Origin of the sequence: Micromonospora reichwaldensis (assembly GCF_031845925.1) — a bacterium.
In the GTDB taxonomy this organism is placed as follows: Bacteria; Actinomycetota; Actinomycetes; order Mycobacteriales; family Micromonosporaceae; genus Micromonospora; species Micromonospora reichwaldensis.
This window is the reverse complement of the sequence record NZ_JAVRFL010000012.1, coordinates 24,546-50,038: the sequence shown is the minus strand read 5'-3', so window position 1 is coordinate 50,038 and position 25,493 is coordinate 24,546. Positions and strand designations below refer to the sequence as shown.

19 protein-coding genes and 1 tRNA gene are annotated in these 25,493 nt (G+C 73.9%); 1 reads left to right on the top strand and 19 read right to left on the bottom strand.

The window, feature by feature from the left end; genetic code table 11:
• Positions 1–8 precede the first annotated feature (8 nt).
• Together RM555_RS12270 and RM555_RS12265 are read right to left on the bottom strand one after the other, a co-directional pair.
• Positions 9–1,247 (bottom strand): NAD(P)/FAD-dependent oxidoreductase, encoded by a 1,239-nt coding sequence (locus RM555_RS12270; RefSeq protein ID WP_311411853.1) that lies wholly within the window; start codon positions 1,245–1,247, stop codon positions 9–11.
• Positions 1,248–1,499: 252 nt separating this feature from the next.
• Positions 1,500–1,572, bottom strand: a tRNA-Asn gene (locus tag RM555_RS12265).
• A gap of 269 nt (positions 1,573–1,841) precedes the next feature.
• Here RM555_RS12265 and RM555_RS12260 point away from each other — a divergent pair.
• Positions 1,842–2,246, top strand: a complete 405-nt coding sequence (locus RM555_RS12260; protein ID WP_311411852.1) for a hypothetical protein — start codon at positions 1,842–1,844, stop codon at positions 2,244–2,246.
• Between the two features lie 141 nt (positions 2,247–2,387).
• On the opposite strand, the gene RM555_RS12255 is transcribed toward RM555_RS12260, so the two are convergent.
• The 17 genes from RM555_RS12255 to RM555_RS12175 all read right to left on the bottom strand — a co-directional run bounded on the left by RM555_RS12255 (position 2,388) and on the right by RM555_RS12175 (position 25,459).
• Entirely contained in the window at positions 2,388–3,395 is a 1,008-nt protein-coding gene (locus RM555_RS12255) for a sugar phosphate isomerase/epimerase family protein (protein ID WP_151455397.1), read from the bottom strand.
• Between the two features lie 310 nt (positions 3,396–3,705).
• Positions 3,706–5,811, bottom strand: coding sequence for a ThuA domain-containing protein (locus tag RM555_RS12250; RefSeq protein ID WP_311411851.1), 2,106 nt, complete (start codon positions 5,809–5,811; stop codon positions 3,706–3,708).
• Between the two features lie 75 nt (positions 5,812–5,886).
• Entirely contained in the window at positions 5,887–8,754 is a 2,868-nt protein-coding gene (locus RM555_RS12245) for a PQQ-dependent sugar dehydrogenase (RefSeq protein ID WP_311411850.1), read from the bottom strand.
• 314 nt (positions 8,755–9,068) lie between these two features.
• The gene (locus tag RM555_RS12240; RefSeq protein WP_311411849.1) at positions 9,069–10,136 is read right to left on the bottom strand and encodes a polyprenyl synthetase family protein; all 1,068 of its coding nucleotides are present in this window, start codon (positions 10,134–10,136) and stop codon (positions 9,069–9,071) included.
• Positions 10,133–11,617, bottom strand: a complete 1,485-nt coding sequence (locus RM555_RS12235; RefSeq protein WP_311411848.1) for an alkaline phosphatase family protein — start codon at positions 11,615–11,617, stop codon at positions 10,133–10,135. Before RM555_RS12235 ends, RM555_RS12240 begins: the two co-directional genes overlap by 4 nt.
• A 46-nt stretch (positions 11,618–11,663) precedes the next feature.
• Entirely contained in the window at positions 11,664–12,866 is a 1,203-nt protein-coding gene (eboE, locus tag RM555_RS12230; RefSeq protein WP_311411847.1) for a metabolite traffic protein EboE, read from the bottom strand.
• Positions 12,866–13,732, bottom strand: a complete 867-nt coding sequence (locus tag RM555_RS12225; RefSeq protein WP_311411846.1) for a TatD family hydrolase — start codon at positions 13,730–13,732, stop codon at positions 12,866–12,868. The genes eboE and RM555_RS12225 overlap by 1 nt, the downstream gene beginning before the upstream one ends.
• Complete coding sequence (locus tag RM555_RS12220; RefSeq protein WP_311411845.1) at positions 13,732–14,334, bottom strand: EboA domain-containing protein; 603 nt, start codon at positions 14,332–14,334, stop codon at positions 13,732–13,734. Before RM555_RS12220 ends, RM555_RS12225 begins: the two co-directional genes overlap by 1 nt.
• A 34-nt stretch (positions 14,335–14,368) precedes the next feature.
• Positions 14,369–15,325, bottom strand: coding sequence for a sugar phosphate isomerase/epimerase family protein (locus RM555_RS12215; protein WP_311411844.1), 957 nt, complete (start codon positions 15,323–15,325; stop codon positions 14,369–14,371).
• Entirely contained in the window at positions 15,322–16,176 is an 855-nt protein-coding gene (locus RM555_RS12210; RefSeq protein WP_311411843.1) for an SCO3242 family prenyltransferase, read from the bottom strand. Before RM555_RS12210 ends, RM555_RS12215 begins: the two co-directional genes overlap by 4 nt.
• Complete coding sequence (locus RM555_RS12205) at positions 16,160–17,320, bottom strand: inositol-3-phosphate synthase (protein ID WP_311411842.1); 1,161 nt, start codon at positions 17,318–17,320, stop codon at positions 16,160–16,162. The genes RM555_RS12210 and RM555_RS12205 overlap by 17 nt, the downstream gene beginning before the upstream one ends.
• 486 nt (positions 17,321–17,806) lie before the next feature.
• Positions 17,807–19,012, bottom strand: a complete 1,206-nt coding sequence (locus RM555_RS12200; RefSeq protein ID WP_393165336.1) for a Gfo/Idh/MocA family protein — start codon at positions 19,010–19,012, stop codon at positions 17,807–17,809.
• 53 nt (positions 19,013–19,065) lie between these two features.
• Positions 19,066–20,121, bottom strand: a complete 1,056-nt coding sequence (locus tag RM555_RS12195) for a substrate-binding domain-containing protein (protein ID WP_132236966.1) — start codon at positions 20,119–20,121, stop codon at positions 19,066–19,068.
• A gap of 121 nt (positions 20,122–20,242) precedes the next feature.
• Positions 20,243–21,367 carry an ABC transporter permease gene (locus RM555_RS12190; RefSeq protein WP_311411840.1) on the bottom strand — a complete coding sequence of 375 codons (1,125 nt, stop codon included), beginning with the start codon at positions 21,365–21,367 and terminating at the stop codon, positions 20,243–20,245.
• Positions 21,364–22,923: a sugar ABC transporter ATP-binding protein gene (locus tag RM555_RS12185; protein ID WP_311411839.1), complete on the bottom strand. Its 1,560-nt coding sequence runs from the start codon at positions 22,921–22,923 to the stop codon at positions 21,364–21,366. Before RM555_RS12185 ends, RM555_RS12190 begins: the two co-directional genes overlap by 4 nt.
• The gene (locus tag RM555_RS12180; protein WP_132236960.1) at positions 22,920–24,098 is read right to left on the bottom strand and encodes an ROK family protein; all 1,179 of its coding nucleotides are present in this window, start codon (positions 24,096–24,098) and stop codon (positions 22,920–22,922) included. Before RM555_RS12180 ends, RM555_RS12185 begins: the two co-directional genes overlap by 4 nt.
• Before the next feature lie 245 nt (positions 24,099–24,343).
• Positions 24,344–25,459: a YihY/virulence factor BrkB family protein gene (locus RM555_RS12175; RefSeq protein WP_311411838.1), complete on the bottom strand. Its 1,116-nt coding sequence runs from the start codon at positions 25,457–25,459 to the stop codon at positions 24,344–24,346.
• Positions 25,460–25,493 lie beyond the last annotated feature (34 nt).

The window sequence follows — 25,493 nt, the reverse complement described above, 5'->3', positions numbered from 1 at the left end:
CCGTCCGTTCAGCCGGTACGCAGCTCCGACAGGACGGCTCCGGCGGCCCGCCAGCCGCTGGCGAGGGCACCCTGGATGGAGGGGCTGTCCCGGTGGTCCCCGGCCACGAACAGGCCCTCCCCCAGCGCCACCGGCTTGCGCAGCCGCCCCTGCGGCGGGGGCGCGGCGGGCAGCGCGTCGGGGATGGACACCGTGGTCAGGTGGGTCCAGTCCGCCGTGGACCGGCCGTAGAGCCGGGTGAGTTCCGCCCGTACCGTCGGCTCGGGCGGGGCCGACGGGCCGACCACCGAGGTGGCGACCAGGTGCCGCCCTGCCGGCGCGTACGTGGGCGCGGCCCTGCTGACCACCACCGTGTTGGCGACGATCTCGCGCCGGTCGCCGTCGAGGAGCAGGATCGGCTCGTCAAGCGGTGCCTCCGCAGCGCTGTGGTAGTAGGTCGTGTAGCTGTGCATGCGTACCGCCGGCAGGCCCGGCAGCAGCGTGGCCGCCGCCGGCGGGTCCACGGCGACCACGACGGCGCGGCAGCGGAGGTCGCCGGCCTGGGTGCGGACCCGGCCAGGCGCGACCTCGGCGACGGGGGTGTCCAGGTCGATCAGCCCCGCCGGGAGCGGGTCGGCGACAGCGCGGGGCAGCGCGGCCATCCCCTCGGCGGGCAGGCCGATCCGGCCCCGGGCGAAGGAGCGCAGCACCATCGCGAGCACGTGGCTGGAGGTCTCCAGCTCGCGGTCGACGAGGACCCCGGACAGGAACGGCCGCAGCAGTTCCTCGACGATCGTGTCGGAGAGGCCGGCGCGACGCAGCGCGGCCTCGGTGGTGGTCTCCGGGGCGGCGAGCAGCCGTTCCTTCGGCAGGGTGGCGCAGCCCATGGCGAGCGCGGCGAACCGTAGCCGGTCGAGCAGGGAGCCCACGCCGGCCAGCGCGGTGCCGGGCGCGCCGGTGGGTTCGCGCAGCGGGTTCACCAGGCGGGCCAGCCGGTCGCCCCTGCGCACCAGCACGCCGGAGGTGAAGTGTCCGAGGCGCAGCCGGTCGACGTCGAGCAGTGCGCCGATCCGGGGGTACGCGGTGTTGAGCACCTGGAAGCCCCAATCCAGCAGGTAGCCGTCGACCGCGTCGGTGGCGACCCGGCCGCCGAGCCGGCCGCCGGCCTCCAGCAGCCGCCACGGCACACCCGCGCGGTGCAGCCGCCGGGCCGCGGCGAGCCCGGCCAGGCCGCCGCCGACCACGACGACATCGGTCTCGGCGAGCATCGCGCACCTCCCGCTCTCCGTCCGTCCGGGACAGCCGGCCCGGCCACTCAACACCTACCCACGAATCGACGCATGAATCGACGCAGCGGGAGTCCACGTCGACAGCGACCATCCTGCCGGGCGCGCGGCCCCGAAGTGGGCGAAACAGGTCGTCCCGCACCTGGCGGGCACGATCCCCACCACGACGGGCGGCGGGCGGTGAGGGAATGGCGAACGCCCGCCGGCGTGGCCGACGGGCGTCTGGTGTGGAAGCTCCCCCGTTTGGACTCGAACCAAAAACCTGCCGGTTAACAGCCGGCTGCTCTGCCAATTGAGCTACGGGGGACCGTTGCGTCGTCCGGCGCCGATCTCGCTGCGCCGTGCGACGGCACAAGAGTACAGGATTCCGGGGGGTGTTGGTCCAGGGGGTTACCGCTTCGATCGGCGCCCGCGCACACGACAATAAACCCGGACAAATCGTCATCCCGGCACAAGGAGGTATGAGCGGAGAGCAGGATGGGTAGTTAGCTGCAGACAGAGAAGGCAGGCGCGATTTGGTCGCCTCCGGCGGGGTAACCGTCGGTCGACGGCGCGTCAGGTACGGAAGGAGCCGCCATGCGCGGAAAGATGATGTTCCTTGGCGGGCTGGCTGCGGGATTCGTCCTGGGCGCCCGTGCCGGTCGGGAGAAGTACGAGGAGTTGGTGATCCGGGGCCGCAAGGTGCTCGACCACCCGACCGTCCAGGAGGCGGCCGGTGTCGCGCAGGCCCAGGCGACCCGCCTCTACAGCGAGGGCAAGGACAAGCTCGGCCAGTCGAAGCTGGGCGAGAAGCTCAGCAGCAACGGCCACAAGCAGGAGCTGACCGCCGCCGACGACGCGTTCGCCGGCACGCCGGCCACGGTCGGCGCGAAGAGCTCCACCGGGTCGTCGAGCACGGCCTCGGCCTCCGGGTCGACGTCGACCACCGCCACGCCCCGTAGCAAGCCGTCCAGCTCGGGCACCAACGGCAGCACCCTCTGATCGCACCTTCGCGCGGGCCGGTCGCCTCCGGGCGACCGGCCCGTTCGTGTGCGGGCCCCCGACGCCGGCCCGCTCGGGTGCGACCCGGGGGCGGTCAGTCCTTGCTAATGAACGCGGCGTCGAAGGCCGCGGCCGGGGCGGTCAGTCCTTGCTGGTGAACGCGGCGTCGAAGGCCGCGGCCGGGGCGTCGAAGGCGAGCCGGCGGACGAACTGCAACGCCTCCGGGGCGCCGACGAGGCGGTCCATCCCGGCGTCCTCCCACTCGATCGAGATCGGGCCGGCGTAGCCGATCGCGTTCAGGGCCCGGAAGCAGTCCTCCCAGGGCACATCGCCGTGGCCGGTGGAGACGAAGTCCCAGCCGCGCCGCATGTCCGCCCACGGCAGGTGCGAGGCGAGCCGGCCCCGCCGCCCGTCCCCGGTGCGCACCTTCGCGTCCTTGCAGTCGACGTGGTAGATCCGGTCGGCGAAGTCGAAGATGAAGTTCACCGGGTCCAGCTCCTGCCAGACGAAGTGCGACGGGTCCCAGTTCAGCCCGAACGCGGGCCGGTGCCCGACCGCCTCCAGCGCCCGCTTCGTCGTCCAGTAGTCGTACGCGATCTCGCTCGGGTGCACCTCGTGGGCGAAGCGCACGCCCACCTCGTCGAAGACGTCCAGGATCGGGTTCCACCGGTCGGCGAAGTCCTGGTAGCCGCGCTCGATCATCGACGGCGGCACCGGCGGGAACATCGCCAGCGTGTGCCAGATCGACGAGCCGGTGAAGCCGACGACGGTGTCCACCCCGAGCTTCGCCGCCGCCCGGGCGGTGTCCTTGATCTCCTCGGCGGCGCGGCGGCGTACGCCCTCGGGCTCGCCGTCGCCCCAGATCCGGGCGGGCAGGATGCCCTGGTGCCGCTCGTCGATCGGGTGGTCGCAGACGGCCTGGCCGACCAGGTGGTTGGAGATCGCGAAGACCTTCAGGTTGTGCTTCGCCAGCGTCTCGCGCTTCCGCTCGACGTACGAGTCGTCCGCGAGTGCCCTGTCGACCTCGAAGTGGTCGCCCCAGCAGGCGATCTCCAGCCCGTCGTAGCCCCACTCGGAGGCGAGGCGGCAGACCTCGTCGAACGGAAGATCGGCCCACTGGCCGGTGAAGAGCGTGATGGGTCGCGCCATGGTGCTTCTCCCCTGTGTTGATGGGGGATTCCGTGGGTGCGTGACCGGGGCGAGGGCGACCGGCCGGGCCGGTGCGGCGGCGGGCCACGGCGGGACACCGGTGGGTGCGGGGCGCACCTGGACCCGCCGGGTTGCGCCTCCCGCCGGTCACCGGCAACCGCCACGGTCGCCGCCCCCACTCTAGGACCGCCGGGCCCCCTACGAAAGCCCCCGCCCCTCCCCGCGATCCTGCGGCTTGCCCGTCCCCGGTACGCACACCGTGCCGGGGACGGACCGCGGGATCGCGGGGAGGGGCGGGAGGGTCAGCGGATCAGGGCAGGGTCCACTTCTGGTTGGCGCCGGTGTGGCAGGTCCACAGGTGCACGGCCTGACCGTCGGCCGGGGTGTTGCCCGAGACGTCCAGGCACTTGCCGGTCTGCGGGTTCTTCAGCGTCCCGTCCGCCTGGGCCGACCAGTTCTGCGCGCCCGTGCCGTTGCACGTCCACAACTGGATCTTCGTACCGTCGGCGGACCCGCCGCCGGAGACGTCCAGGCACTTGCCCAGCGCCTTCACCGTCGAGTTCGGCGTCACCGTCCACGTCTGCGCCGTGGACCCGTTGCAGCCGTGGATCTGGATCTGGGTGCCGTCGGCCGTGGCGCCGTTGCGTACGTCCAGGCACTTGCCGCCCAGGCCGCGGATCGGGCCGACGCCGCCGCTGCCGCCGGACCTGACCAGCGTGAGGTCGTCCACGTCGAAGAGCCCGGTGCCCGAGCCGGTGAAGGTCAGGTAGAGCGTGCCGGTGCCGGACGGCACACCGGAGAGGGCGGCCGTGACGTCGGCGAAGGTGTTCCAGCCGCCGGTGTTGGGCACCGCCACCGAGCCGAGGACGGTGCCGGTCGCGGAGCCCGTACGCACCTGGATGGTGCCGCCCGGCCCGCCGGAGACCACCCGCGCCCGCAGCGACGTCGTGCCGGTCAGGTCGAGCCCGGCGTACGCGGCCCAGTCGCCCGGGTCGATGTGGCCGAGGGTCTGCCCGCCGTTCGCGCCGGCCTTGGTGAACGGCGAGACCCCGGAGGCCGAGCTGAACGCCTCGGCCTGGACGGTGTTCCCGACCGGCGGGTTGACGCCGAGTTCCTTGATCCGGATGTTGCGGAACGAGGCGTCGTCGCCGGTGCCGTGGTTCTGGAGCCCGATGTGGCCGGCGAGCGAGCGGACCGGGTCGGTGTTGGTGAAGTCGTTGATCTTCACGCCGTTCAGGAAGACCTGGAGGCGCTCGCCCTCGACGAGCAGCTCATAGGTGTTCCACTCCCCCGGCGGGTTCAGCGCCGCGTCCCGGGCGGCGATGTCGGCGGACTTGAAGGTGTAGACGGCGCCGGTCGTCCGGTCGGCCGCGTCCGTGGCGTCGATCTGCACCTCGTAGCCGTTGTTGACGGCCGACCAGGGGTCGCTGGAGGCCGGGAAGCCGATGAAGACACCCGAGTTGTCGTCGCCGGCCAGCCGCCAGTCCAGCTTCAGCGAGTAGTTGGTGAACTGCTTCGCGCTGTACCAGTACAGGCCCATCCCGCCGACCGAGGTGAGGGTGGCGTCGGCGTTGCTGAAGCTGCCCGGCCCGGCCTGGGACCAGCCGGTGGTGGAGCCGTTGTAGAGCGGCGTGTAGCCGGTCTCGGGCCGGCAGTCGGCCTTGGCCCGGCCGGCCGCGTACCGGATGCCGCCGAGCAGGTGGGCGCGGAAGGCCGGCTCGGCGTACGACGCCTGGGTGTGCCCGCCGCCCGTGTAGAAGGACCGGCCGCCGCTGTAGGTCTTGCACCAGGAGTGCGGATGGTCGGCGCCCATCGAGCCGCCCGTGTAGGAGGACTCGTCGAGGGTGGCCAGCACCCGGGCCGTGGACCGGGCGTTGGTCTGGTAGTTGTACCACTCGTCGGTGCGGTTCCAGGTCTGCGGCAGGTGCGCGGTCGCCGGGTGCGCCCGGTTCTCCGCCTTCACGTTCGCCGGCTGGATGTGCGGGTGCGAGGCGAAGTACGCCCCGACCAGGTTGCCGTAGAAGGACCAGCCGTACTCGGTGTCGGCGGCGGCGTGCACGCCGACGTACCCGCCGCCGGCACCGATGTACGACTCGAAGGCGCTCTGCTGCGTGCCGTCGAGCACGTCGCCGGTGGTGTTGAGGAAGACCACCGCCTCGAAGCGGGACAGGTTGGCGGTCGTGAACTGGGCGGCGTCCTCGGTGGCGGTGACGGTGAAGTTGTTGGCCGCGCCGAGGTCGCGGATCGCCTGGGTGCCGACCGCGATGGAGTCGTGCCGGAAGCCGGCCGTCTTGGAGAAGACCAGCACGTCGTACGGGGCGTCGGCGGCGCTGGCCGGCGTGGCCGGGGTGGTGCAGGCGAGGACGGCGAGGACGGCGGTGGCCGCGCCGAGGAGGGGTCGGAGGAGTCTGTGCATGTCGCTCTCCCAACAGGTGTTAGGAAGGGCCCCTTCTAGTGCACCAGGCGTTAGTAGGGGGCCCTTCCTTTCAAATCAGGGCAGGGTCCACTTCTGGTTGGCGCCGGTGTGGCAGGTCCACAGGTGCACGGCCTGGCCGTCGGTCGGGGTGTTGCCCGAGACGTCCAGGCACTTGCCGGTCTGCGGGTTCTTCAGGGTGCCGTCCGCCTGGGCCGACCAGTTCTGCGCGCCGGTGCCGTTGCAGCCGTACAGCTGGATCTTCGTGCCGTCGGCGGACGCGCCGCCGGAGATGTCCAGGCACTTGCCCAGCGCCTTCACCGTCGAGTTGGGCGTCACCGTCCACGTCTGCGCCGCGGACCCGTTGCAGCCGTAGATCTGGATCTGGGTGCCGTCGGCGGTGGCCGCGTTGCGGACGTCCAGGCACTTGCCGCCGAGCCCGACGACCGGGCCGGTGCGGACCCCCGCCGAGCCGGTGGTGAAGGCGAACGTGTCCACGTCGTAGAGCGCGCCGGTGCCCGTGCCGGCGAACGTGAGGTAGAGCGTGCCGGTGCTGGCCGGCGCCCCGGAGATGCTGCCGCTGACCGTGGTGAACGCGTCCCAGGCGCCGGTGACCGGCACGGTCGCGGAGCCGAGCACGGTGCCCGTGGGCGAGCCGACCCGCACCTGGAGGGTGCCGCCGGCGCCGGCCGAGGAGACCCGCGCGCTGAACGAGGTCGCGTTGTCGATCCGGTACGGCTCGAACGCGATCCAGTCGCCGTTGTTGATGTCGCCGACGGTCCGGCCGCCCTCGGCGGTGCCCTTGTCGAAGGTGCCGACGCCGGAGGAGGTCTTGAAGTGCTCCGCCTGACGCTTGCGCGGCTGGAGGGTGTGCTGCTTGTGCGTGGTCAGCCCGCCCGCGTCGGTGTACTCGGCGTCGAAGACGGCGAAGATGTTCGCCGCGTCGTCGTGTTCACCGTCGACGGGGATGGTGATCGAGCCGGAGCAGCCGTTCTTCGAGGTGATCTGGTGGCCGTGGTTGTCGTGGCCCAGCACGTACGTCATCTTGACCTTGGTGCAGTCGATGGCGGGGTCCTCCGGGTCGGTCACCGTGATGCTGAACGGCACGGTGTCGCCGTAGCTGAACAGCTTGCCGTTGGCCGGGCTGGTGATGGTGACCGTGGGCGCGGTGTTGCCGACGCCGATCTGCACGTTCGCCGTGCCGGTGGCGCCCTGCGGGTCGCGTACGGTCAGGGTGACCTGGTAGGTGCCGTTGGCGGTGTACGTCTTGCTGGGGTTGGCCGCCGTCGAGGTGGTGCCGTCGCCGAACGCCCAGGAGTACGTGAGCGCCCCGCCCTCCGGGTCGCTGGACCCGGCCGAGGAGAAGTTCACGGTCAGCGGGGCCGCGCCGGAGGTCTTGTCGGCCGCGGCGACGGCGGTCGGCGCCCGGTTGCCGCCGGCGATGTAGTCGTAGCGGTAGAGCGCCGAGTTGGCGTCGCCGTTGAAGTACCCGGTGCCGTAGTCGAGGATGTAGAGCGCGCCCTCGGGCCCGAACGCCATGTCCATGATCTGCTTGCCGTTCCACGGGAACGTGTCGATGCCGCCCGGGCTGCCGTCGGCGTTGAGGTGGATCGGCTTGACCCAGCCCCGGCCGAGTTCGCCGGCGAAGAACTGCCCGTCGAAGGACTGCGGGAACTTGGTGGTGGAGTTCAGCGCGGCGTCGTAGCGGTAGACGGGGCCGCCCATCGGCGACTCGGAGCCGCCGCCGAACTCGGGCGGGGTGCCGGCGTCGCCGGCGTACCGGATCCAGGCCGGCTTCGCGCCGGGCAGGGTGGGCAGGCCGGTGTTGCGGAACGAGTTGTTGGTCGGCCCACCGGAGCAGTTGTACTTCGCGCCACCGGTCCCGGCGGCGAAGTCCCACTCGGCGTACGTCTCGGTGGCGGTGTTGGTGCCGGTGCAGTACGGCCAGCCGTAGTTGCCGGGCCCGGTGACCCGGTTGAACTCCACCTGGCCGCTCGGCCCCCGGGCGCTGGTGGTGCCGGCGTCCGGGCCGTAGTCGCCCACGTAGACGATGCCGGTGGCCCGGTCCACGCTCATCCGGAACGGGTTGCGGAAGCCCATGGCGTAGATCTCGGGGCGGGTCCGCGCGTCCGAGTCGACGAACATGTTGCCCGCCGGGATCGAGTACGTGCCGTTGGCGTTCACCTTGATCCGCAGGATCTTGCCGCGCAGGTCGTTGGTGTTGGCCGCGCTGCGCTGCGCGTCGTACGCGGGGTTGCGGTTGGTGCGCTCGTCGATGGGCGCGTACCCGGCCGAGTCGAACGGGTTGGTGTCGTCGCCGGTGGAGAGGTAGAGGTTGCCGGCGGCGTCGAAGTCGATGTCGCCGCCGACGTGGCAGCACATGCCCCGGTCGGCGGGCACGTCGAGGATGTCGACCTTGCTGCCGGTGTTGATCGTGAAGTCGGCGTTGAGGGTGAACCGGGAGAGGCGGTTGACGCCCTGCCAGGCCGAGAAGTCGGTGCCGGTCGCCGGCGCGTCGCCGGCCGGGGTGGCCAGCGGCGGCGCGTAGTAGAGGTAGATGTGCCGGTTGCTGGCGAAGTTCGGGTCGGCCCCGACGCCCTGCAACCCCTCCTCGTCGTGGGTGTAGACCGGCAGCGTGCCGATCACGGAGGTGGTGCCGGCGGAGTCCGTACGCCGGACGGTGCCGTTGCGGGCGGTGTGCAGGACCGACCGGTCCGGCAGCACCGCGATCGTCATGGGCTCGCCCACCTCGGCGACGCCCTTGGCGAGAGTGACCTGCTGGAAGTCGGTGCCGACGATGGGGTGGGCCTGGGCCGGGCCTGGGCCGCCCAGCGTGGCCGGGCCGGCGCCGAGGGCGACCGTGCCGGCGGTGGCGACCAGCAGCAGCGCCGAGGCGGCGGAGAACCGTCGTCGGAGCCGTGGGGTGGGGACGTCCTGGGTGGACATTGGTGTGCCGTCCCTTCCTGACGAGTGACTGCCAGGGCGGGCGCGCGCCGTCGCGCCGGATGCCGTAGCGGGGGATGCGGTCGGCCCGCCGGGGTGCCGTGCCCGGCCGGCCGCGACCTACGAGGGATGGAGTGGACCCCATCGATCGGAGGTCACCAGTCGATGGGTTCCCGCGCCGCCGGTTCACCTCGACGAAACACTTTCGCGATGGCCCGACATTAAATGGCGAGCATCGATGTGTCCATACCTTCCGCCGATTCGGCACCAACTTTTGTCGATCCCGTCAAAAGTCGCCGCCCACGCGGAGCCGCGACTCAACGGGGACGGTCGACGGCCTGGGCGGCGAGGGCGGTCAGGGCGGCACGGGCCTCGGCGGTCACCGGGGTGGACCCCAGGGCCGCCAGGGCGGCCTCCGCACGTACCCGGATCATCTCCTCGATCCGCTCGCGGGCCCCGGTGCCCTCGATGATCTTCCGCAGCTCGGCGGCGCCGTCGCCGTCGAGCGCCGGGTTGCCGAACAGCTCCCGCAGCCGCGCGGCCTGCGCCCGGTCGGCGGCGCCCCGGGCCAGCGCCATCATCACCGTCGGCTTGCCCTCCCGCAGGTCGTCCAGGACCGACTTGCCGGTGACCGTCGGGTCACCGAAGACCCCCAGCACGTCGTCGCGCAGTTGGAACGCGTCGCCCAGCGGGTCGCCGAACTCGGCCAGCGCGGCGAGCAGCTCCGGCCCGGCCCCGGCCAGCGTCGCCCCGATCTGCAACGGCCGGGTGACCGTGTAGCGGGCCGCCTTCATCCGGACCACCGTCAGCGCGCTCGCCACCGACCCGTCGCCCACCCCCGAGACCAGGTCCAGGTACTCCCCCGCGATCACCTCGGTGCGCATCAGCGCGTAGACCGCGTACCCCCGGTGCACCCGCCCGACGTCCAGGCCGCACTCGTGGAACATCTGGTCGGACCAGGCGGCGCAGAGGTCGCCGCAGAGCAGCGCGGTGTTGCGCCCGTACGCCTCGGGGTCGCCGCGCCAGGACGAGCGGGCGTGCAGGTCGGCGAAGAGCCGGTGCACCGACGGCCCGCCCCGGCGGCGGTCGCTGCCGTCCAGGATGTCGTCGTGGATCAGCGCGAACGCGTGGAACAGCTCCAACGCGGCGGCGGCCGTCACGATCGGTGTGCCGTCGGGGCCGCCCGCGCCCCGCCAGCCCTGGTAGCAGAAGAGCGGGCGCAGCCGCTTGCCGCCGGCCAGCACGAACCGGTGCAGCGCGGTGAAGACGCCCCGGGGCGCACCGTCCGGCCAGTCCCGGCCCTGCCTGTCGAGGAAGGCGGCGAGCGCGGCGTCGAACCGGGCCCGCAGCCCGCTCGTGTCGGTCGGGGCGACGACGGCGGTCACGCCTCCTCCCCGGGCGGCGCGGCCGACGGCGGGGTGGGCGGCGCGGCCGACGCCGGCCCGGCGCGACGCGGCGGCGGGACCGTGCCGGGGCTCGCCGGCGGCGTCAGCCCCGCCAGCTCCAGCAGGAGCGCCTTGACCTCGGTCGCGGCGACCCGGTCCCGGGCGGCGGACGGATCGGAGCAGAGCAGCACCGGCCCGTCGGTGGGGTCGGCCGGGAGCCGGCCGTGCGACCCGCGCACCGCCCGGGCGCCGGCGTCCAGCCCCACCACGCTCATCAGGTAGCGCATCCCGAGCTTCTTGCGGGCCAGCGCCACGGCGGCCCGCCGCTTCGCCGCACCCGGCGCGGCCGGGTCGAAGAACAGCTCGGCGGGGTCGTAACCCGGCTTCCGGTGGATCTCCACCAGCCGGGCGAAGTCGGGCGCGCGGGCGTCGTCGAGCCAGTAGTAGTAGGTGAACCAGGCGTCCGGCTCGGCGACGAGGACCAGCTCCCCGGCGCGCGGGTGGTCCAGCCCGTGCGCCGCCCGGCCGTCGGCGTCGAGCACCTCGGCCACCCCGGGCAGCCCCGCGCAGAGCGCCGCCACCGCCGGCACGTCCGCCGGGTCGCGGACGTGGACGTGCGCCACCTGGTGGTCGGCCACCGCGAAGGCCCGCGAGGTCCACGGGTCGAGGTATTCCATGCCGGCCTGGGTGTGCACCCGCAGCAGCCCCTCGGCGCGCAGCAGCCGGTTGACGTCGACCGGCCGGGAGACGTCGGTGATGCCGTACTCGGAGAGCACCACCACGGTCGCGTCGCGGGCGCGGGCGGCGTCCAGCAGCGGCCCGAGCACCCCGTCCAGCTCGGCCGCCGCCGCGGCGGCCCGGGGCGACGAGGGGCCGAAGCGTTGCAGGTCGTAGTCGAGGTGCGGGACGTAGACCAGGGTCAGGTCCGGCGCGTGGTCGGCGAGGATCCGCTCGGCGGCCCGGCAGATCCACGCCGACGACGCCAGCCCGGCGCCCGGCCCCCAGTAGCTGAACAGCGGGAAGGTGCCGAGCCGGTCGGTGAGGGCGTCGTGCAGCTCCGGCGGGTCGGTGTAGCAGTCCGGCTCCTTGCGCCCGTCCGCGCGGTAGACGGGGCGGGGGGTGACCGTCCAGTCCACGTCGGCGCCCATGGCGTACCACCAGCAGACGTTGGCGACCGTCCAGCCCGGCTCGACCCGGCGGGCCGCCTGCCACAGCTTCTCGCCGCCGACCAGGGCGTGGTGCTGCCGCCAGAGCAGCACCTCGCCGAGGTCCCGGAAGTACCAGCCGTTGCCGACGATCCCGTGCCCGGCCGGGAGTTCCCCGGTGAGGAAGGTCGACTGCACCGGGCAGGTCAGCGCGGGCAGCACGGTGCCCAGCTCCGCGCGGAAGCCGGCGTCGGCGACCGCGCGCAGCCGGGGCATGTGCGCCAGCAGGCGCGGGGTCAGCCCCACCACGTCCAGCACCACCAGCCGCCGGCTCATGCCGGCACCCCCGCGCCGTGTCGACGGTCCGCTCGCTGCCGCCCGCTCATCGCCGTACCTCCGCCGTCGCCGGGGTCGCCCGGCCCGCCGGCGCCAGGCCCAGGGCGAGCAGCTCGGCGCGGGCGAAGGCCAGCTCCGCGGCGATGCCGGCGGCCAGCTCCGCGTCGGTGCGCGGGCGCCGCGCGGCCGGCAGCACCCCCCAGGTGTACGTCTCGACGTCGAGGTGGTCGCAGCCCGCCTCCGGCCCGGCGTAGAGCGCGGCCAGCGCGGCGCGCAGCACCGGCAGGGTCGAGCCCAGCGGCGGCTCGGGCGGGGCGTGCAGCGGCACGTGGTAGTGCACCCGCCACGGCCCGGGCAGCCGCGCGGCCAGGGCGGCGTCCAGGTCGTCGGCGGCGTGGGCGGGGTCGGCGGGGTCGGCCGCGCCCGCGCAGCCGGCCGCGCGGGTCTGGTGCAGGAAGCGCGGCTCCACCCAGCGGCGCAGCGCCGGCGTCGCCCCGGCGGGCGCCTCGATGGCGGCCGAGACCTGCACCTTCACCACCGGCAGCCCGGCCGTGCGCAGCCGGCCCAGCGCCTCGGCCGGCGCCTCCCAGGCGCAGGCGAGGTGGGCCAGGTCCAGGCAGACGCCGAGCCGGTCGGTGTCCACGCCGGACAGGGCCGCGACGGCCTGGCCGCTGCTCTCCACCACGCAGCCCGGCTCCGGCTCGAACCCGACCCGGACGCTGCGGCCGGTTGCCCGCTCGACGGCCGCGAGACCGGCCGCGAGCTGGTCGAGCCGGCGCCGGGCGCCGTCGGCACTGGCGGCGTCCCAGGGCCGCCGCCAGGCCAGCGGCAGGGTGGAGACCGAGCCCCGGGCCGCGTCGTCGGGCAGCAGGTCGGCGAGCACCCGGGCCAGGTCCAGGGTGTACGCGAGCCGAGCGGGCGTCGTCCAGTCCGGGTGGTAGACGTCGCCCTTGACCACGGGAGCCTGGAAGGCCGCGTACGGGAAGCCGTTGAGCGTGACCACCTCCAGCCCCCGGGCGGTCAGCGCGGCCCGCAGCCGGCGGCGGGCGGCCGGGTCGGCGGCCAGCTCGGCGGCGACCGGGGCGGCCAGCCACAGCCCGAGGCCGAGCAGGTCGGCGCCGAGCGCCTCGCGTACGGGCACGGCGTGGGTGTCCAGTTGGCGCAGAATGCCGGCGAGGTCCTCGGCGGGGTGCACGTTGGTGCAGTAGCCGAGGTGGACGGTGTCGCCGCCGGCGTGCCGCAGCCGCATCAGCTGCCGCCGCGCAGGATCGAGTTGCCCGCCCAGGTGCCGGTCGGCGGGTCGGCGGCCGCGTGCTCCAGGTCCGTCAGGTCGAGCCGCCCGGACTGGCCGTAGAACTCGACCGGGTTGCGCCACAGCACCCGGTCCACGTCGTCGTCGGTGAAACCGGCCAGCAGCATCGCCTCCCCGGTGGCCCGGGTGAGCAGCGGGTCCGAGCGCCCCCAGTCGGCCGCCGAGTTGACCAGCACCCGCTCGGTCCCGTACGCCCGCAGCAGCTCCACCATGCGCGGCGGCGACATCTTGGTGTCGGGGTAGATGGAGAAGCCCAGCCAGCAGCCGGTGTCACGGACCAGCCCCACCGTCACCTCGTTGAGGTGGTCGAGCACCACCCGGCCCGGCGCGACGCCGGACTCGGCGACGACGGCGAGGCTGCGTTCGACGCCCCGGGCCTTGTCCCGGTGCGGGGTGTGCACCAGGGCCGGCAGGTCGTGGGCCACGGCCAGGGCGAGCTGGGCGGCGAACGCCTCGTCCTCCTCCGGCGTCATCGAGTCGTAGCCGATCTCGCCGACCGCCACCACGGCGTCCTTGTCGAGGTAGCGCGGCAGCAGGTCGAGCACCGGGCGGCAGCGCGGGTCGTTGGCCTCCTTCGGGTTCAGCGCGACCGTGGCGTGGTGGCGGATCCCGCACTGCCCGGCCCGGAACGGCTCCCAGCCGACCAGCGAGTCGAAGTAGTCGGCGAAGGAGGCGGGGCTGGTGCGGGGCTGGCCGAGCCAGAACGCCGGCTCCACCACCGCCCGGACGCCGGCGGCGGCCATCCGCTCGTAGTCGTCGGTGGTCCGCGAGGTCATGTGGATGTGCGGGTCGAAGATGCGCATCAGGCCTCCTGGATTTCGCGCAGCCGGGTGAGCAGGTGGGTCGCGTCCGCCGGCATGGCGCGCCCGGCGGCCTGCCGCTCGGCGGCCAGCGACGCGAGCATCGCGGCGAGTTCGCCGTCGGCGCGGGCGTCGAGGTCGTGCACCACGGCCAGCGGCACGCCGGTGAAGACGCACTTGAGCACCGCCTGGCGCCAGGCGGCCGGGTCGAGGTGCCGGGCGTACGGGCCGAGGGCGGCGGCCAACAGCCGGGTGTCGTTGGTGCGGATCGCGTCGTGCAGCAGCGGCGTCCCGGCCGCGCCGACCGGCAGCAGCGGCAGGGCCTTGAGCACGGCCCGCTTCTCGGCGGCGTCGCCCTGCCGGTAGCGGGTCCCGGCGTGGGTCGCGTGGTCGGTCGGCAGCGCGGTCAGCAGCAGGGCCCGGGCCGCCTCGTCGGCGCTCCAGCCGGGCGCCCCGGGCAGCGGTGCCCGGCCGCAGCGCCGCCCGGCGGCCGGGAAGAACCGGTCGATCGTCGCCGGTTCGGCCGCCACCCGCCGCAGCGCCCCGTCCAGCCAGTCGGGTTCGGGTACGCCCCGCAGCGCGGCCCGCAGTGAATCCGGTGTCATCCCGTCTCCTCCCTCGTGCTGCCGACGTGGCCCGTCACCGTTGCCGGCGTGCCGCCTCCTCCGCGGTGGCACCCGGTCCCGGGCGCGCCGCCTCCTTCGCGGCGGCGCGCAGGAAGTTGAGCGAGCGGGCCGCGACGGCAGGGGCGGCGTGCGAGTGCCGGGGCAGCTCCACGGCGACCAGGCCCCGGTAGCCGGCGTCGCCCAGGGCCCGCAGCACGGGCGGGAAGTCGATCTCCCCCGCGCCGAACTCCAGGTGCTCGTGCACGCCCCGGCGCATGTCGTCGATCTGCACGTTGACCAGGTACGGGCCGACCTCGCGTACGCACTCGGGGACCGGTCGCGGCTCCAGGCAGCGGCAGTGCCCGATGTCGAGGGTGATGCCGAAGCGGGCCGGATCGCCGAGCGCGCCGCGCAGCCGGCGCCAGCCGGCGATGTCCTCGACCAGCATGCCCGGTTCCGGCTCGAAACCGAGGGTCGTGCCGGCCGCCTCGGCGGCGTCGACCACCGTCGCGCAGCCGGCGACCAGCCGGTCCCAGGCGGTCTCCGGTGCGACAGCGTCGGGGCGTACGCCGGACCAGAGGGAGACGGCCTCCGCGCCCAGGTCGGCGCCGATCCGCACGGCCCGGCGCAGGAACTCGACGCGCCGCGCCGGGTCGTCGTGCAGCAGCGTCGGGGCGTGCTTGTGCCACGGGTCGAGCAGGTAGCGGGCGCCGGTCTCGACGACCACGGCGAGGTCGAGCGCCGCGAGCCGACGGGCGACGGCCGCCACCCGGCGGGCCAGCGCGGGCGCGAACGGGTCGAGGTGGTCGTGGTCCAGGGTGAGCGCGACGCCCTGGTAGCCCAGGTCGGCGACGACGGCGAGCGCGTCGGTCAGCCGGTGGTTGGCGAACCCGTTGGTGCCGTAGCCGAACCGGAGCCCGCCGTCGCCGTCGGCCGCACCGGCCACCGCCGTGCCACGGGGGTCCGGCGCGGGACGGGTCGGGGCGGTCATGTCGGGGAGATCCTTCGGGCGAGCCGGCCGCCGAGCGGCGCGGCCGCCGCCACCGCCAGCCCCAGCAGCCCGGCCCCGGCGCGTGCGGTGAGGGCGCCCTGCAACGCGGGCAGCCCGGTGATCCCGGCTCCCACCGCCGCCCGCACCCGGCCGGCGCGGGGGTCGGCCGCCGCCCGGGCCTGGGCCGCGCCGTAGCGGGCCGCGTACCAGCCGGCCAGCAGCGCCGGCAGCGCGGCCCGTTCGTGGCGGGGCCGGGCGGCGGCGCCCGCAGCGACCAGGGCGGTGCCGGCGAGGGTACGCAGCGGCAGCGCGGCGTCGGCGCCGGTGACCTCGCGGCGGGAGAGCGCGGTGACCGTCCACGTGTGCGCGGCCACGGTGACCGCCGCCGGCACCGCCCGCAGCGCCCGTCCGCCGGTGGCGCCGAGCAGCACGTCCAGCCCCCGGCAGGCGGCCATCACGGCCGGGCCGGCGGCCGTCGACTTCGCCGCCAGGTCGTACCCCCAGACGGCGGCGGCGAGCGGGACCGCGACCGTCGCGGCGCGCCGACCCCCGGCGGCGGTGGCCAGCGCGACCCCGGCGGCGGTGAGCCCGGCGGCGAGGCCGAGCGCGGCCCCGGGGGCCACCCGGCCGCTGGGGATGGGCCGCTCGGGGCGTTCGACGGCGTCCAGCCGGCGGTCGGCCCAGTCGTTGGCGGCCATCCCCGCCCAGTAGAGCAGGACGGACGCGGCGGCCAGCACGGGCGTACGCCGCCCGAGCGTGCCGGCGGCCGCCGCCCCGGCGACCACGTCCCCGGGCACCGAGAGCGCGGCCGGCGCCCGGACCAGTTCGGCGAGGTCAGCGAGGCGCGGCATCGGTGCCTCCCGCGTGCAGCCGGTGGGCGAAGCCGCACAGTCGGGTCCACTGGTCGGCCAGCGAGTGGGTGGGTGTGCCGAGCGGGTCCTTGAAGAAGAAGGCGAGGTCGGTCAGGGGGCCGGCGTGGCCGGCGGCGTGCGCGGCGGCGGTGAGTCGGGCCAGGTCGAGCACGAGGGGCGCGGCCAGGGCGGAGTCGCAGCCGTGCCAGGTGAACTCCATCCGCATCCCGGTACCGAGGAACCCGGCGAACGTGATCAGGTCCCAGGCGGTCTTGAAGTCGCCCAGCGCCTCGACGTACTCGATCCGGGTGCCGCCCTGCGGCAGGTGGCCGAGGGTCTCGCCGAGCACCCGCTGCTTGCTCTCCACCTTGGCCGCGTTGGCCGCCGGATCGGCGAGGGTGGCGCCGTCGCCGCCGCCGAGCAGGTTGACCCCGGACCAGGAGCGCACCGCCAGGTGCCGCATCGCGAACATCGGCGCGAGCACGGACTTGACCAGCGTCTCCCCCGTCTTGCCGTCGTGCCCGGCGTACGGGATCCCGCACTCGGCGGCCAGCGCCACCAGGGCCGGGAGTCGCAGCCCGGTGGACGGGGTGAAGTCGACGTACGGGCAGCCTGCCCGCACCGCCGCGTACGCGTAGAGGGAGCTGGGCGGCAGCACCTCGTCGGGGCCGGCGAGCGCGGCGGCCAGCGCGCCCGGGTCTGCGTGGCCCGGGTGCGGGCGGGCGGCGGGTTCGGTGGCCGAGACGTTGACCACCACCACCCGGTCCAGCCCGTGCCGGCGGCGGAAGTCGGTGAGGTCGCGTACGGTCGCGGCGGCCCGGTCCGCCTGGGTGCCGCCGGCGGGGGCCGGACGCAGCTCGCGTTCGACGGCGGCCAGCTCGTCGGGGAGGGCGGCGACCAGTCGGCCGGGCAGCACGCCGGCGGCGGCCAGGGTCTCGGCCCGCTTCGCCAGCGGGGTGGTGACGACGTCGTGCCCGCCGAGTACCAGGTCGGTGAAGGCCGGCAGGGCGGGCCCGCGCAGGTCGGGCAGCTCGGTGACGCAGCCGGTCGGGCCGGTGAGCCCGGACCGCAGGGCGAGCGCCCCGACGATGCTGGTGGTCGCGACCGAGCCGCGTGCTCCCACCAGCCAGACACCCGTACGCATGGTGCTCCTTCCCGATCAGGAGGAACCAGCCGTGCATTGAGTTATATAGATATCAGAAGTTTGTTCGGAAAGATACGCATCTATGCGGATGGGCCCCGTCCGCCGGCCGCCCCGGGAGGAGCCCACCGGTCCGGTGTCGACGTCGGCGGCGACGACCCCGGCCCGGATCCCGGCGCGGGCACGGACGGACGGGGCTGGCAGGCAGGGCCGGTCGGCGTCCCGTCCCTGCCTCCCCCGCATCCGCCGGTCGGGACGACGGCGCGCGCCGACCGGACGTCGTGGGGTGACACGGCCCGGCAACGGTCGCCGGGTGGTGACGGTCCTCCGGTGCGACCGGGGAATCCCGGTCCGGCCGCACCGGACGACCGTTCTGCTCGTGCGTCACCGGGCCACGCCGGCCCGGCCGCACGTCCTCCGGCTCCGACCTCGTCCCGGCCGCGGGGCGCAACCGCGGCCGGTCCCTCGCCGGTCGGCGCCGGAGTCGGCTCAGGCGGCGACCGTGGCCAGGGCCGGCTCCACCTCGGTCCACGAGGAGCCGAGCTCCGCCGACCGGGTCACCGCGTCCAGCACCAGCTGGACCTGCAACCCGTCGACGAAGGAGGGCGCCGGGTCGACGCCGGTGGCGACCGCCTCGACGAAGTCCCGCATCTGGTGGGTGAAGGAGTGCTCGTAGCCGATGAGGTGGCCGGGCGGCCACCACGCGGACATGTACGGGTGCTCCCCCTCGGTCACCAGGATGCGGCTGAACCCCTGCTCGGCGGCGGGTCGCGTCGCGTCGTAGAACTCCAGCTCGTTGAGGCGCTCCAGGTCGAAGGCCACCGTGCCCAGCGAGCCGTTGATCTCCACCCGGAGGGCGTTCTTGCGTCCGGTGGCGAAGCGGCTCGCCTCGTACGTCGCCAGCACTCCGCCGTCGAGGCGGGCCACGAAGACCGCCGCGTCGTCGACGGTGACCGCCCCGGTGGCCGGGCGGTGGCCGTCGGCACCGTTGCCGTCGGCCGTCGCCCCGTCCACCGTCGCCGCCAGCCCGCTCGACCCGGCCGGCAGCGGCCGCTCCTTGACGAACGTCTCGGTGACCGCGCTGACCCCGGTGATCCGCCGGCCGGTGACGTACTGGGTCAGGTCGATGATGTGCGCGCCGATGTCGCCGAGCGCGCCGGAGCCGGCCTTGTCCCGCTGCAACCGCCACACGAGGGGGAACTGCGGGTCCACGATCCAGTCCTGCAGGTACGTCGCCCGGACGTGCCGGATCACCCCGAGCCGCCCGTCGGCGACGAGCTGGCGCATCATCGCGACCGCCGGCACCCGCCGGTAGTTGAACCCGCACATCGACCGCACCCCGGCGGCCTGCGCGGTGACCGCCGCGGCGGCCATCGCCCGGGCCTCGGAGACCGTGTTGGCCAACGGCTTCTCGCACAGCACGTGCTTGCCGGCGGCCAGCGCGGCGAGGGCGATCTCGGCGTGGCTGTCCCCGGGCGTGCAGACGTCGACCACGTCGATGTCGTCCCGGGCGATCAGGTCGCGCCAGTCGGTCGTGTACGCGTCCCAGCCGAGCCGGTCGGCGGCGTCGGCCACCTTCCCGGCGTCCCGGCCGCAGATCAGCGACATCCGGGCCCGTGCCGGCAGGTCGAACACCCGGTTCACGGTGCGCCACGCCTGCGAGTGCGCGGCGCCCATGAACGCGTAGCCGACCATGCCGACCCGCAGTTCTCTGTCTGTCGTGGACAAGGTGGGTCTCCCCCCGTGTATCAGAACCCGAGCTTGAGGTAGCTGCCCGCGTTCTCCTTGGTGATCGTCTCGGAGGCGAGGATGATCTCCTTGGGCACCTGGAGTTCCACCAGGTCGGACATGCCCCTGCCCTGGCCGATCAGCCGGGCCAGGGAGATGGCCGAGGAGGCCATCGAGGGGCTGTAGGTCACCGTCGCCTTCAGCACCGTGTTGTCCGCCTGGATGTCCTCCATCGCCTTCTTCGAGCCGGCGCCGCCGACCATGAAGAACTCCTTGCGGCCGCTCTGGTTGACCGCGGCCAGCACGCCGATGCCCTGGTCGTCGTCGTGGTTCCAGAGCGCGTCGATCTTCGGCAGGGCCTGGAGCAGCTGCGCCGCCTCCTGCTGCCCCGAGTCGGCCGTAAAGCGGGCCGCCCGGCGGTTGGCGACCTTGAAGCCGCTCGCCGTCAGGGTGTCGACGAAGCCCTTCGACCGCTCCTGGGTCAACTCCAGCTCGTCCATGCCCGCGATCTCGCCGATCACCGGGTTGCTGACGCCCTTGGCCTTGAACTGCTCGATCATGTAGGTGGCGGCGGCCACGCCCATGCCGTAGTTGTCGCCCTTGATCTGGAGCCGGTAGGCCCGCGCGTCGGGGAAGGCCCGGTCCAGGTTGACCACCGGGACCCCGGCCTTCATCGCCTCCAGCCCGAACGCGTTGAGCTCCTTGCCGTCGTGCGGCAGCAGCACGATCACGTCCGGCTTCTGCGAGATCAGCGTGGACAGCGCCGCCCGCTGGGCCGCCGCGTCCGCGCCGGCCTCGACCGACTTGAACTCCACGTCGGAGTACGCCCCGGCCTGCGCCTTGGCGTTGTTGGTGATGGCGGCGATCCAGCCGTGGTCGGCGGCCGGCGCGGAGAAGCCGATGACGACCCGCTTGCCGGGCTCGTTGTTGCCGCCCGGCGCGGCCGCCGCCTTGGTCTGCGCCTCGGTCGGCTTGGTCTCGTTGCTGGTGCAGCCGGCGAGCAGCACGCCGGCGCCGACGGCGGCCCCGCCGAAGAGCAGCCGGCGGCGCGACATGTCGCGACTGTGCTGGGTCATGACGACCTCCTGGGTTGACGGTGGTGGAGGAAATCTCGCGGTGCGGGACGGAAGAACGCGTGCGGTGCCCGGCCACCGTCGCTCAGGTGGCCCGGATGCCGCGCGGTCGGTGCGGTGCGGGTCAGGTGGTGGTGAGCCGGTTGCGGCCCAGGAACTGGGTGAGGCTGCGGAACTGGACCTGCTGGACCAGGACGGCGGCGACGATGATGCCGCCCTTGACCATGTTCTGGGCCTCCGTGGAGAGGCCGTTGATGGCGAAGAGGTTGGTGATGGTGGCGAAGATGACCACCCCGAGCAGGGAACCGATGATGGTGCCCCGCCCGCCGCTGAGCAGCGTGCCGCCGATGATCGCGGCGGCGATCGCGTCCAGCTCGTAGAGGTTCGCCATCGCCGCCTGCGCCGAGTTGGCCTGGGCGGTGAGCATGATGGCGGCGATCCCGCAGCAGAGCCCGGAGAGCGCGTAGAGCAGCACGGTGTGCCGCCGGACGTTGATCCCGGCGAGCCGGGCGGCCTCCGGGTTGCCGCCGACGGCGACCGTACGCCGGCCGAAGGTGGTGCGGTTGAGCAGCACCCAGCCGGCGGCCACCACGGCGGCGAGGATGTAGACCAGCAGCGGGATGCCCAGCAGGCTGTTGCTGGCGAGGCCGTTGATGAAGCCGTTGTCCGACACCTGGGTCTGCTTGTCGGAGATCTCGGCGGCCAGGCCCCGCGCCGCCACCAGCATGGCGAGGGTCGCGATGAACGGCACCAGCCGGCCGTACGAGATGAGCAGCCCGTTGACCAGGCCGACCGCCAGCCCGACGGTGAGCGCGCTGAAGATCATGCCGCCGGCGCCGTAGCTCTGGGTGGCCACCGTGGTGCACCAGACGCCGGCCAGCGCGACGATCGCGCCGACGGAGAGGTCGATGCCGCCGCCGATGATGACGAAGGTCATGCCGACGGTGACCACGCCGACCACGGCCGCCAGCTTGAGGATGCTCAGGACGTTGTCCCACACCCAGTCGGGATCGGAGTACAGGTCGGAGCGGGTGAGGGCGCCGATCACGACGAGCACGGCCAGCACCCCGATCAGGCCGAGGTTGCGGCGGGCGCCCTCGCCGCCGTCCCCCCGCCACCAGGAGATCCGGCCCGGTGCCGCCACCTTGTCGACGGCCGCCGCGGTCTGCGCCGGGTCCACCGGCGGCGACTGCGCCGGCAGTTGCGCCGCCCGCTCCGGCGCCGCGGTGGGAGTAGGACCCTCGGTCATGCCGGTGCGCCTTCCATCAGGGACCCCGCCATGACGAGGTCGAGCACGGTGTTCTCGTCGAGTTCGCGGGCCGGGGCCTCGTGGACGACCCGCCCCTCCCGCATCACCAGCACCCGGTCGGCCAGGCCGAGCACCTCGGGGACCTCGCTGGAGACCAGCAGCACCCCGACGCCGCGCGCGGCCAGCCCCCGGATCACCTGGTAGAGCTCCGCCCGGGCGCCGACGTCGACGCCCCGGGTCGGCTCGTCGAGCAGCAGCAGCCGGGTGTCGCCGAGCAGCCAGCGGCCGACCACCACCTTCTGCTGGTTGCCGCCGGAGAGGGTGCGCACCGGCCGGCGTACGTCGCGGGGGCGCAGCTCCAGGCTCTCGGCGATCCGGTCCGCCTCGGCCCGTTCCCGCCCGGCGTCGGTGAACCCGGCGCGGGCGTAGCGGGCGAAGGTCGCCAGGGTCACGTTGCGGTAGATCGGCTCGCCCAGCAGCAACGCCTGGCTCTTGCGCTCCTCGGGGGCCATCCCCATGCCGGCCCGCACCGCCGCGCCGACGCTGCCGGGGCGCAGCGCCCGGCCGGCCATCCGCACCGAGCCGGCGTCGGCACGGCGCGCGCCGTAGATGGTCTCCAGCAGCTCGGAACGGCCCGAGCCGACCAGCCCGGCGATGCCGACGATCTCGCCGGCCCGCACGCCGAGCGAGACGTCGGCGAACTCGCCGGCCCGGGTCAACCCCTCGACCGTGAGCAGCTCCGCGCCGCCCGCCGCGCCGGCCGGGCGGTCCGGGAAGACGTACTCGATGGTGCGGCCGGTCATCCGGCTGACCAGGTCGCGGGTCGGGGTGTCGCGGGCCGACAGGTTCGCCGCGGTGGTCCGGCCGTCCTTGAGTACGGTGACCCGGTCGCCGATCTCGCGGATCTCCTCCAGCCGGTGCGAGATGTAGATGACGGCGATGCCCTGCGCGGTCAGCTCCCGGATGATCCGGAACAGGTTGCCCACCTCGTCGTGGGCCAGCACGGCGCTCGGCTCGTCCATGATGATCAGCCGGGCCTCGTGGGAGAGCGCGCGGGCCATGCTGACGATCTGCTTGCCGGCGGCGGGCAGCGCGCGCACCATCCGCCCGGGCGGGATCTCGGCGTGACCGAGCCGGCCGAGGATCTGCCGGGTGTGCCGGGCCATGGCGCCCCGCCGGACGAAGCCGAGCCGGCGCGGCTCGTGGCCGAGGAAGGCGTTCTCCGCGACCGAGAGGTCCTCGACCAGGTCGAGTTCCTGGTAGATGGTGGCGATGCCGGCGCGCATGGCGGCCTGCGGGTTGGCGAAGGTGGTCGGTGCGCCCCGCCACTCGACGAGCCCCGAGTCGGGCCGGTGCACCCCGGCGAGCACCTTGATCAGGGTGGACTTGCCGGCGCCGTTCTGCCCTAGCAGGCAGTGCACCTCGCCGGCGCGCACCTCCAGCTGCACCCCGTCCAGGGCCCGTACGCCCGGGAAGGTCTTGACCACGTCGGTGAGGCGCAGCACCACCTCGCCCGCGACGGCGTCGGCGGGCGTCTCGACCAGTTGCTCACTCATGATGCCTCCGCGAAGGCCACGTCGCTGGCCAGCACGGCGGCACCGGCGACGCCGGCGCGCGGGCCCAGCTCGGACAGGACGACGGGCAGGTTGCCGGTGGCCAGCGGCAGCGACCGGCGGTAGACGACGCTGCGGATCTCGGCGAGGAGGATGTGCCCGAGCTGGGCGAGCCCGCCGCCGATCACGATCATCGACGGGTTGGTGAAGCTGACCAGCCCGGCCAGGACCCCACCCACCCGCCGACCCCCGTCGCGGATCAGCTGGATGCACGTCACGTCCCCCTCGACGGCGCCCCCGGCGACGTCGAGGGCGGTCACCGCGCCGTGTGCGGCGAGGCGTTCGGCCAGCGCCGGCGACACCCCGCTGCGCGCGGCGGCGGTCGCGTCCTTGGCCAGCGCGGCCCCGCTGAACAGGGCCTCCAGGCAGCCGACGTTGCCGCAGGAGCACATGGGGCCCTGCGCGTCGACCTGGATGTGGCCGATGTCCCCGGCGCAGCCGTCGGTGCCCCGGTAGACCTCGCCGCTGAGGTAGATCCCGCACCCTATTCCGGTGCCGATCTTCACGAAGAGGAAGTCGTCCACAGAGTGGGCGACCCCGCCGTGCCGCTCCCCGATGGCCATGATGTTGACGTCGTTGTCGACCACCGCCGGGCAGCCGTGCTCGCGGGTGAGCAGCTCGCGCACCGGGAACCGGTCCCACCCCGGCATGATCGGCGGGGAGACCGGCACGCCGTCGCGGAAGCTGACCGGGCCGGGCACCCCGATGCCGACGGCGTCGAGCCGCTCGTAGGCGCCGTCCACCCGGGCCTTGTGCAGCAGCTCGTTGACCCGCTGGAGGATCACCTTCGGGCCGGTGCGGATGTCGGCCGCCTCGGCGTACGCGGCGACCGGCTCCAGCCGGCCGTTGACCACCTCGACGTCGATGGAGCTGGCGCCGAGGTCGACGGCGGCGAAGCGCAGGCGCGGGCTCAGCTCGACCAGGGTGGAACGGCGACCGCCCCGGGAGGCGGCCAGCCCCGCCTCGGCGACGTAGCCGAGGGCGACGAGCCGTTCCAGCTCCGCCAGCAGCCGGGGACGGGGCATCTGCAACCGGTCGCCCAGCTCGGCCCGGGACACCGCCCCCTCGTCACGGAGCAGCCGCAGCAGCCGTACGTGCAGGGGGTCGACCGTCCGCACCGGACTCACCTCTTCGCGGGCTCGTTCACATCGACGTGATGCCGAGGTGTCGTGCCGACACAGTAGGAGTGTTCCGTGTCACGTGTCCAGAGCTTCGGCCGATTTGACGCGAACTTTTGTCCGATCGAGCAAAAGCATCGGGAGGATCGGGAAAAGCGCAGGGCCCGGAGCGGGCGGAAGCGCGCCGACGCCCCGCCACCGGTGACGGGTGGCGGGGCGTCGGCGGGTGCGGACGGGCGACGCGGTCAGCTGCGGTTGGCGGCGTTGCGCTTCTTCTTGAGCTTGCGGTCGTCGCGCAGCTCGACGTACGGCTCCTCGTCCGGGGAGTGGCCCGCCTCGATGGCGCGGCTGCGCTCCAGCTCGGCGTCGAACTCCGCGCCGAGGAGGATCGCGATGTTGCTCAGCCACAGCCAGATCAGGAAGACGATCACACCGGCGAGCGCCCCGTACGTCTTGTTGTACGAGCCGAAGTTGCTGACGTAGAGCGCGAACAGGCCCGAGATCACCAACCAGATGACCACCGCCAGCACGCCTCCGGGGCTGACCCAGCGGAAGCCGCCGTGCCGCGCGTTGGGCGACGCCCAGTAGAGGATCGCGAACATCAGGCTCACCAGGAGCAGCAGCACCGGCCACTTGGCGATGTTCCACACGGTCACCGCCGTGGAGCCCAGCCCGATCGCCTCCCCGACCTGCTCGGCCAGGCCGCCGGTGAAGACCACGATCACCGCGCTGGCCAGCAGCATCACGCCGATCACCGCGGTCACCCCGACGCGGATCGGCAGCGTCTTCCAGATCGGCCGCCCCTCCGGCACGTCGTAGATGGTGTTGGAGGCGCGCATGAACGCGGCGACGTAACCCGACGCCGACCAGAACGCGGCGAGCAGACCGAGGATCGCGGCGAAGCCGGCGAAGCCGCCGCTCTGCTGCGCCTGGTCGATCGCCCCCTCGACGATCTGCCGGATGCTGTCCTGCGGGACGACGTCGTTGACCGTCTCCTTGACGCCCTCCGTGGCCCGCGGGCCGAGCAGGCCGAGGATCGAGACCAGCACCAGCAGGCCGGGGAAGATCGAGAGCACCCCGTAGTACGTCAGGGCCGCCGCCCAGTCGGTCAGGCTGTCGTCCTGGAACTCCCGCACCGTGCGGCGCAGCGCGGCCTTCCAACCGGCGCCCGGCAGCTCGGTCGGGCTGTCGGGACCCTCGTCGGGCCCGACCGGGCCACGACCCGGGCGGTGCCGCTCGGCACGAACGGGGTCGGATCCCCGGTCCGCGCGGCCCGTCCGGCGGTCGCCCACCCGGCCGGCCGCCGCCCCGGAATCGTCGCGGTCGCGTCCGCTTCGGGTGGAGGACTCGTCGGAGGCCATCGCCCCTCCTCGTGGTCGGTGTCAGTCCTCCTCG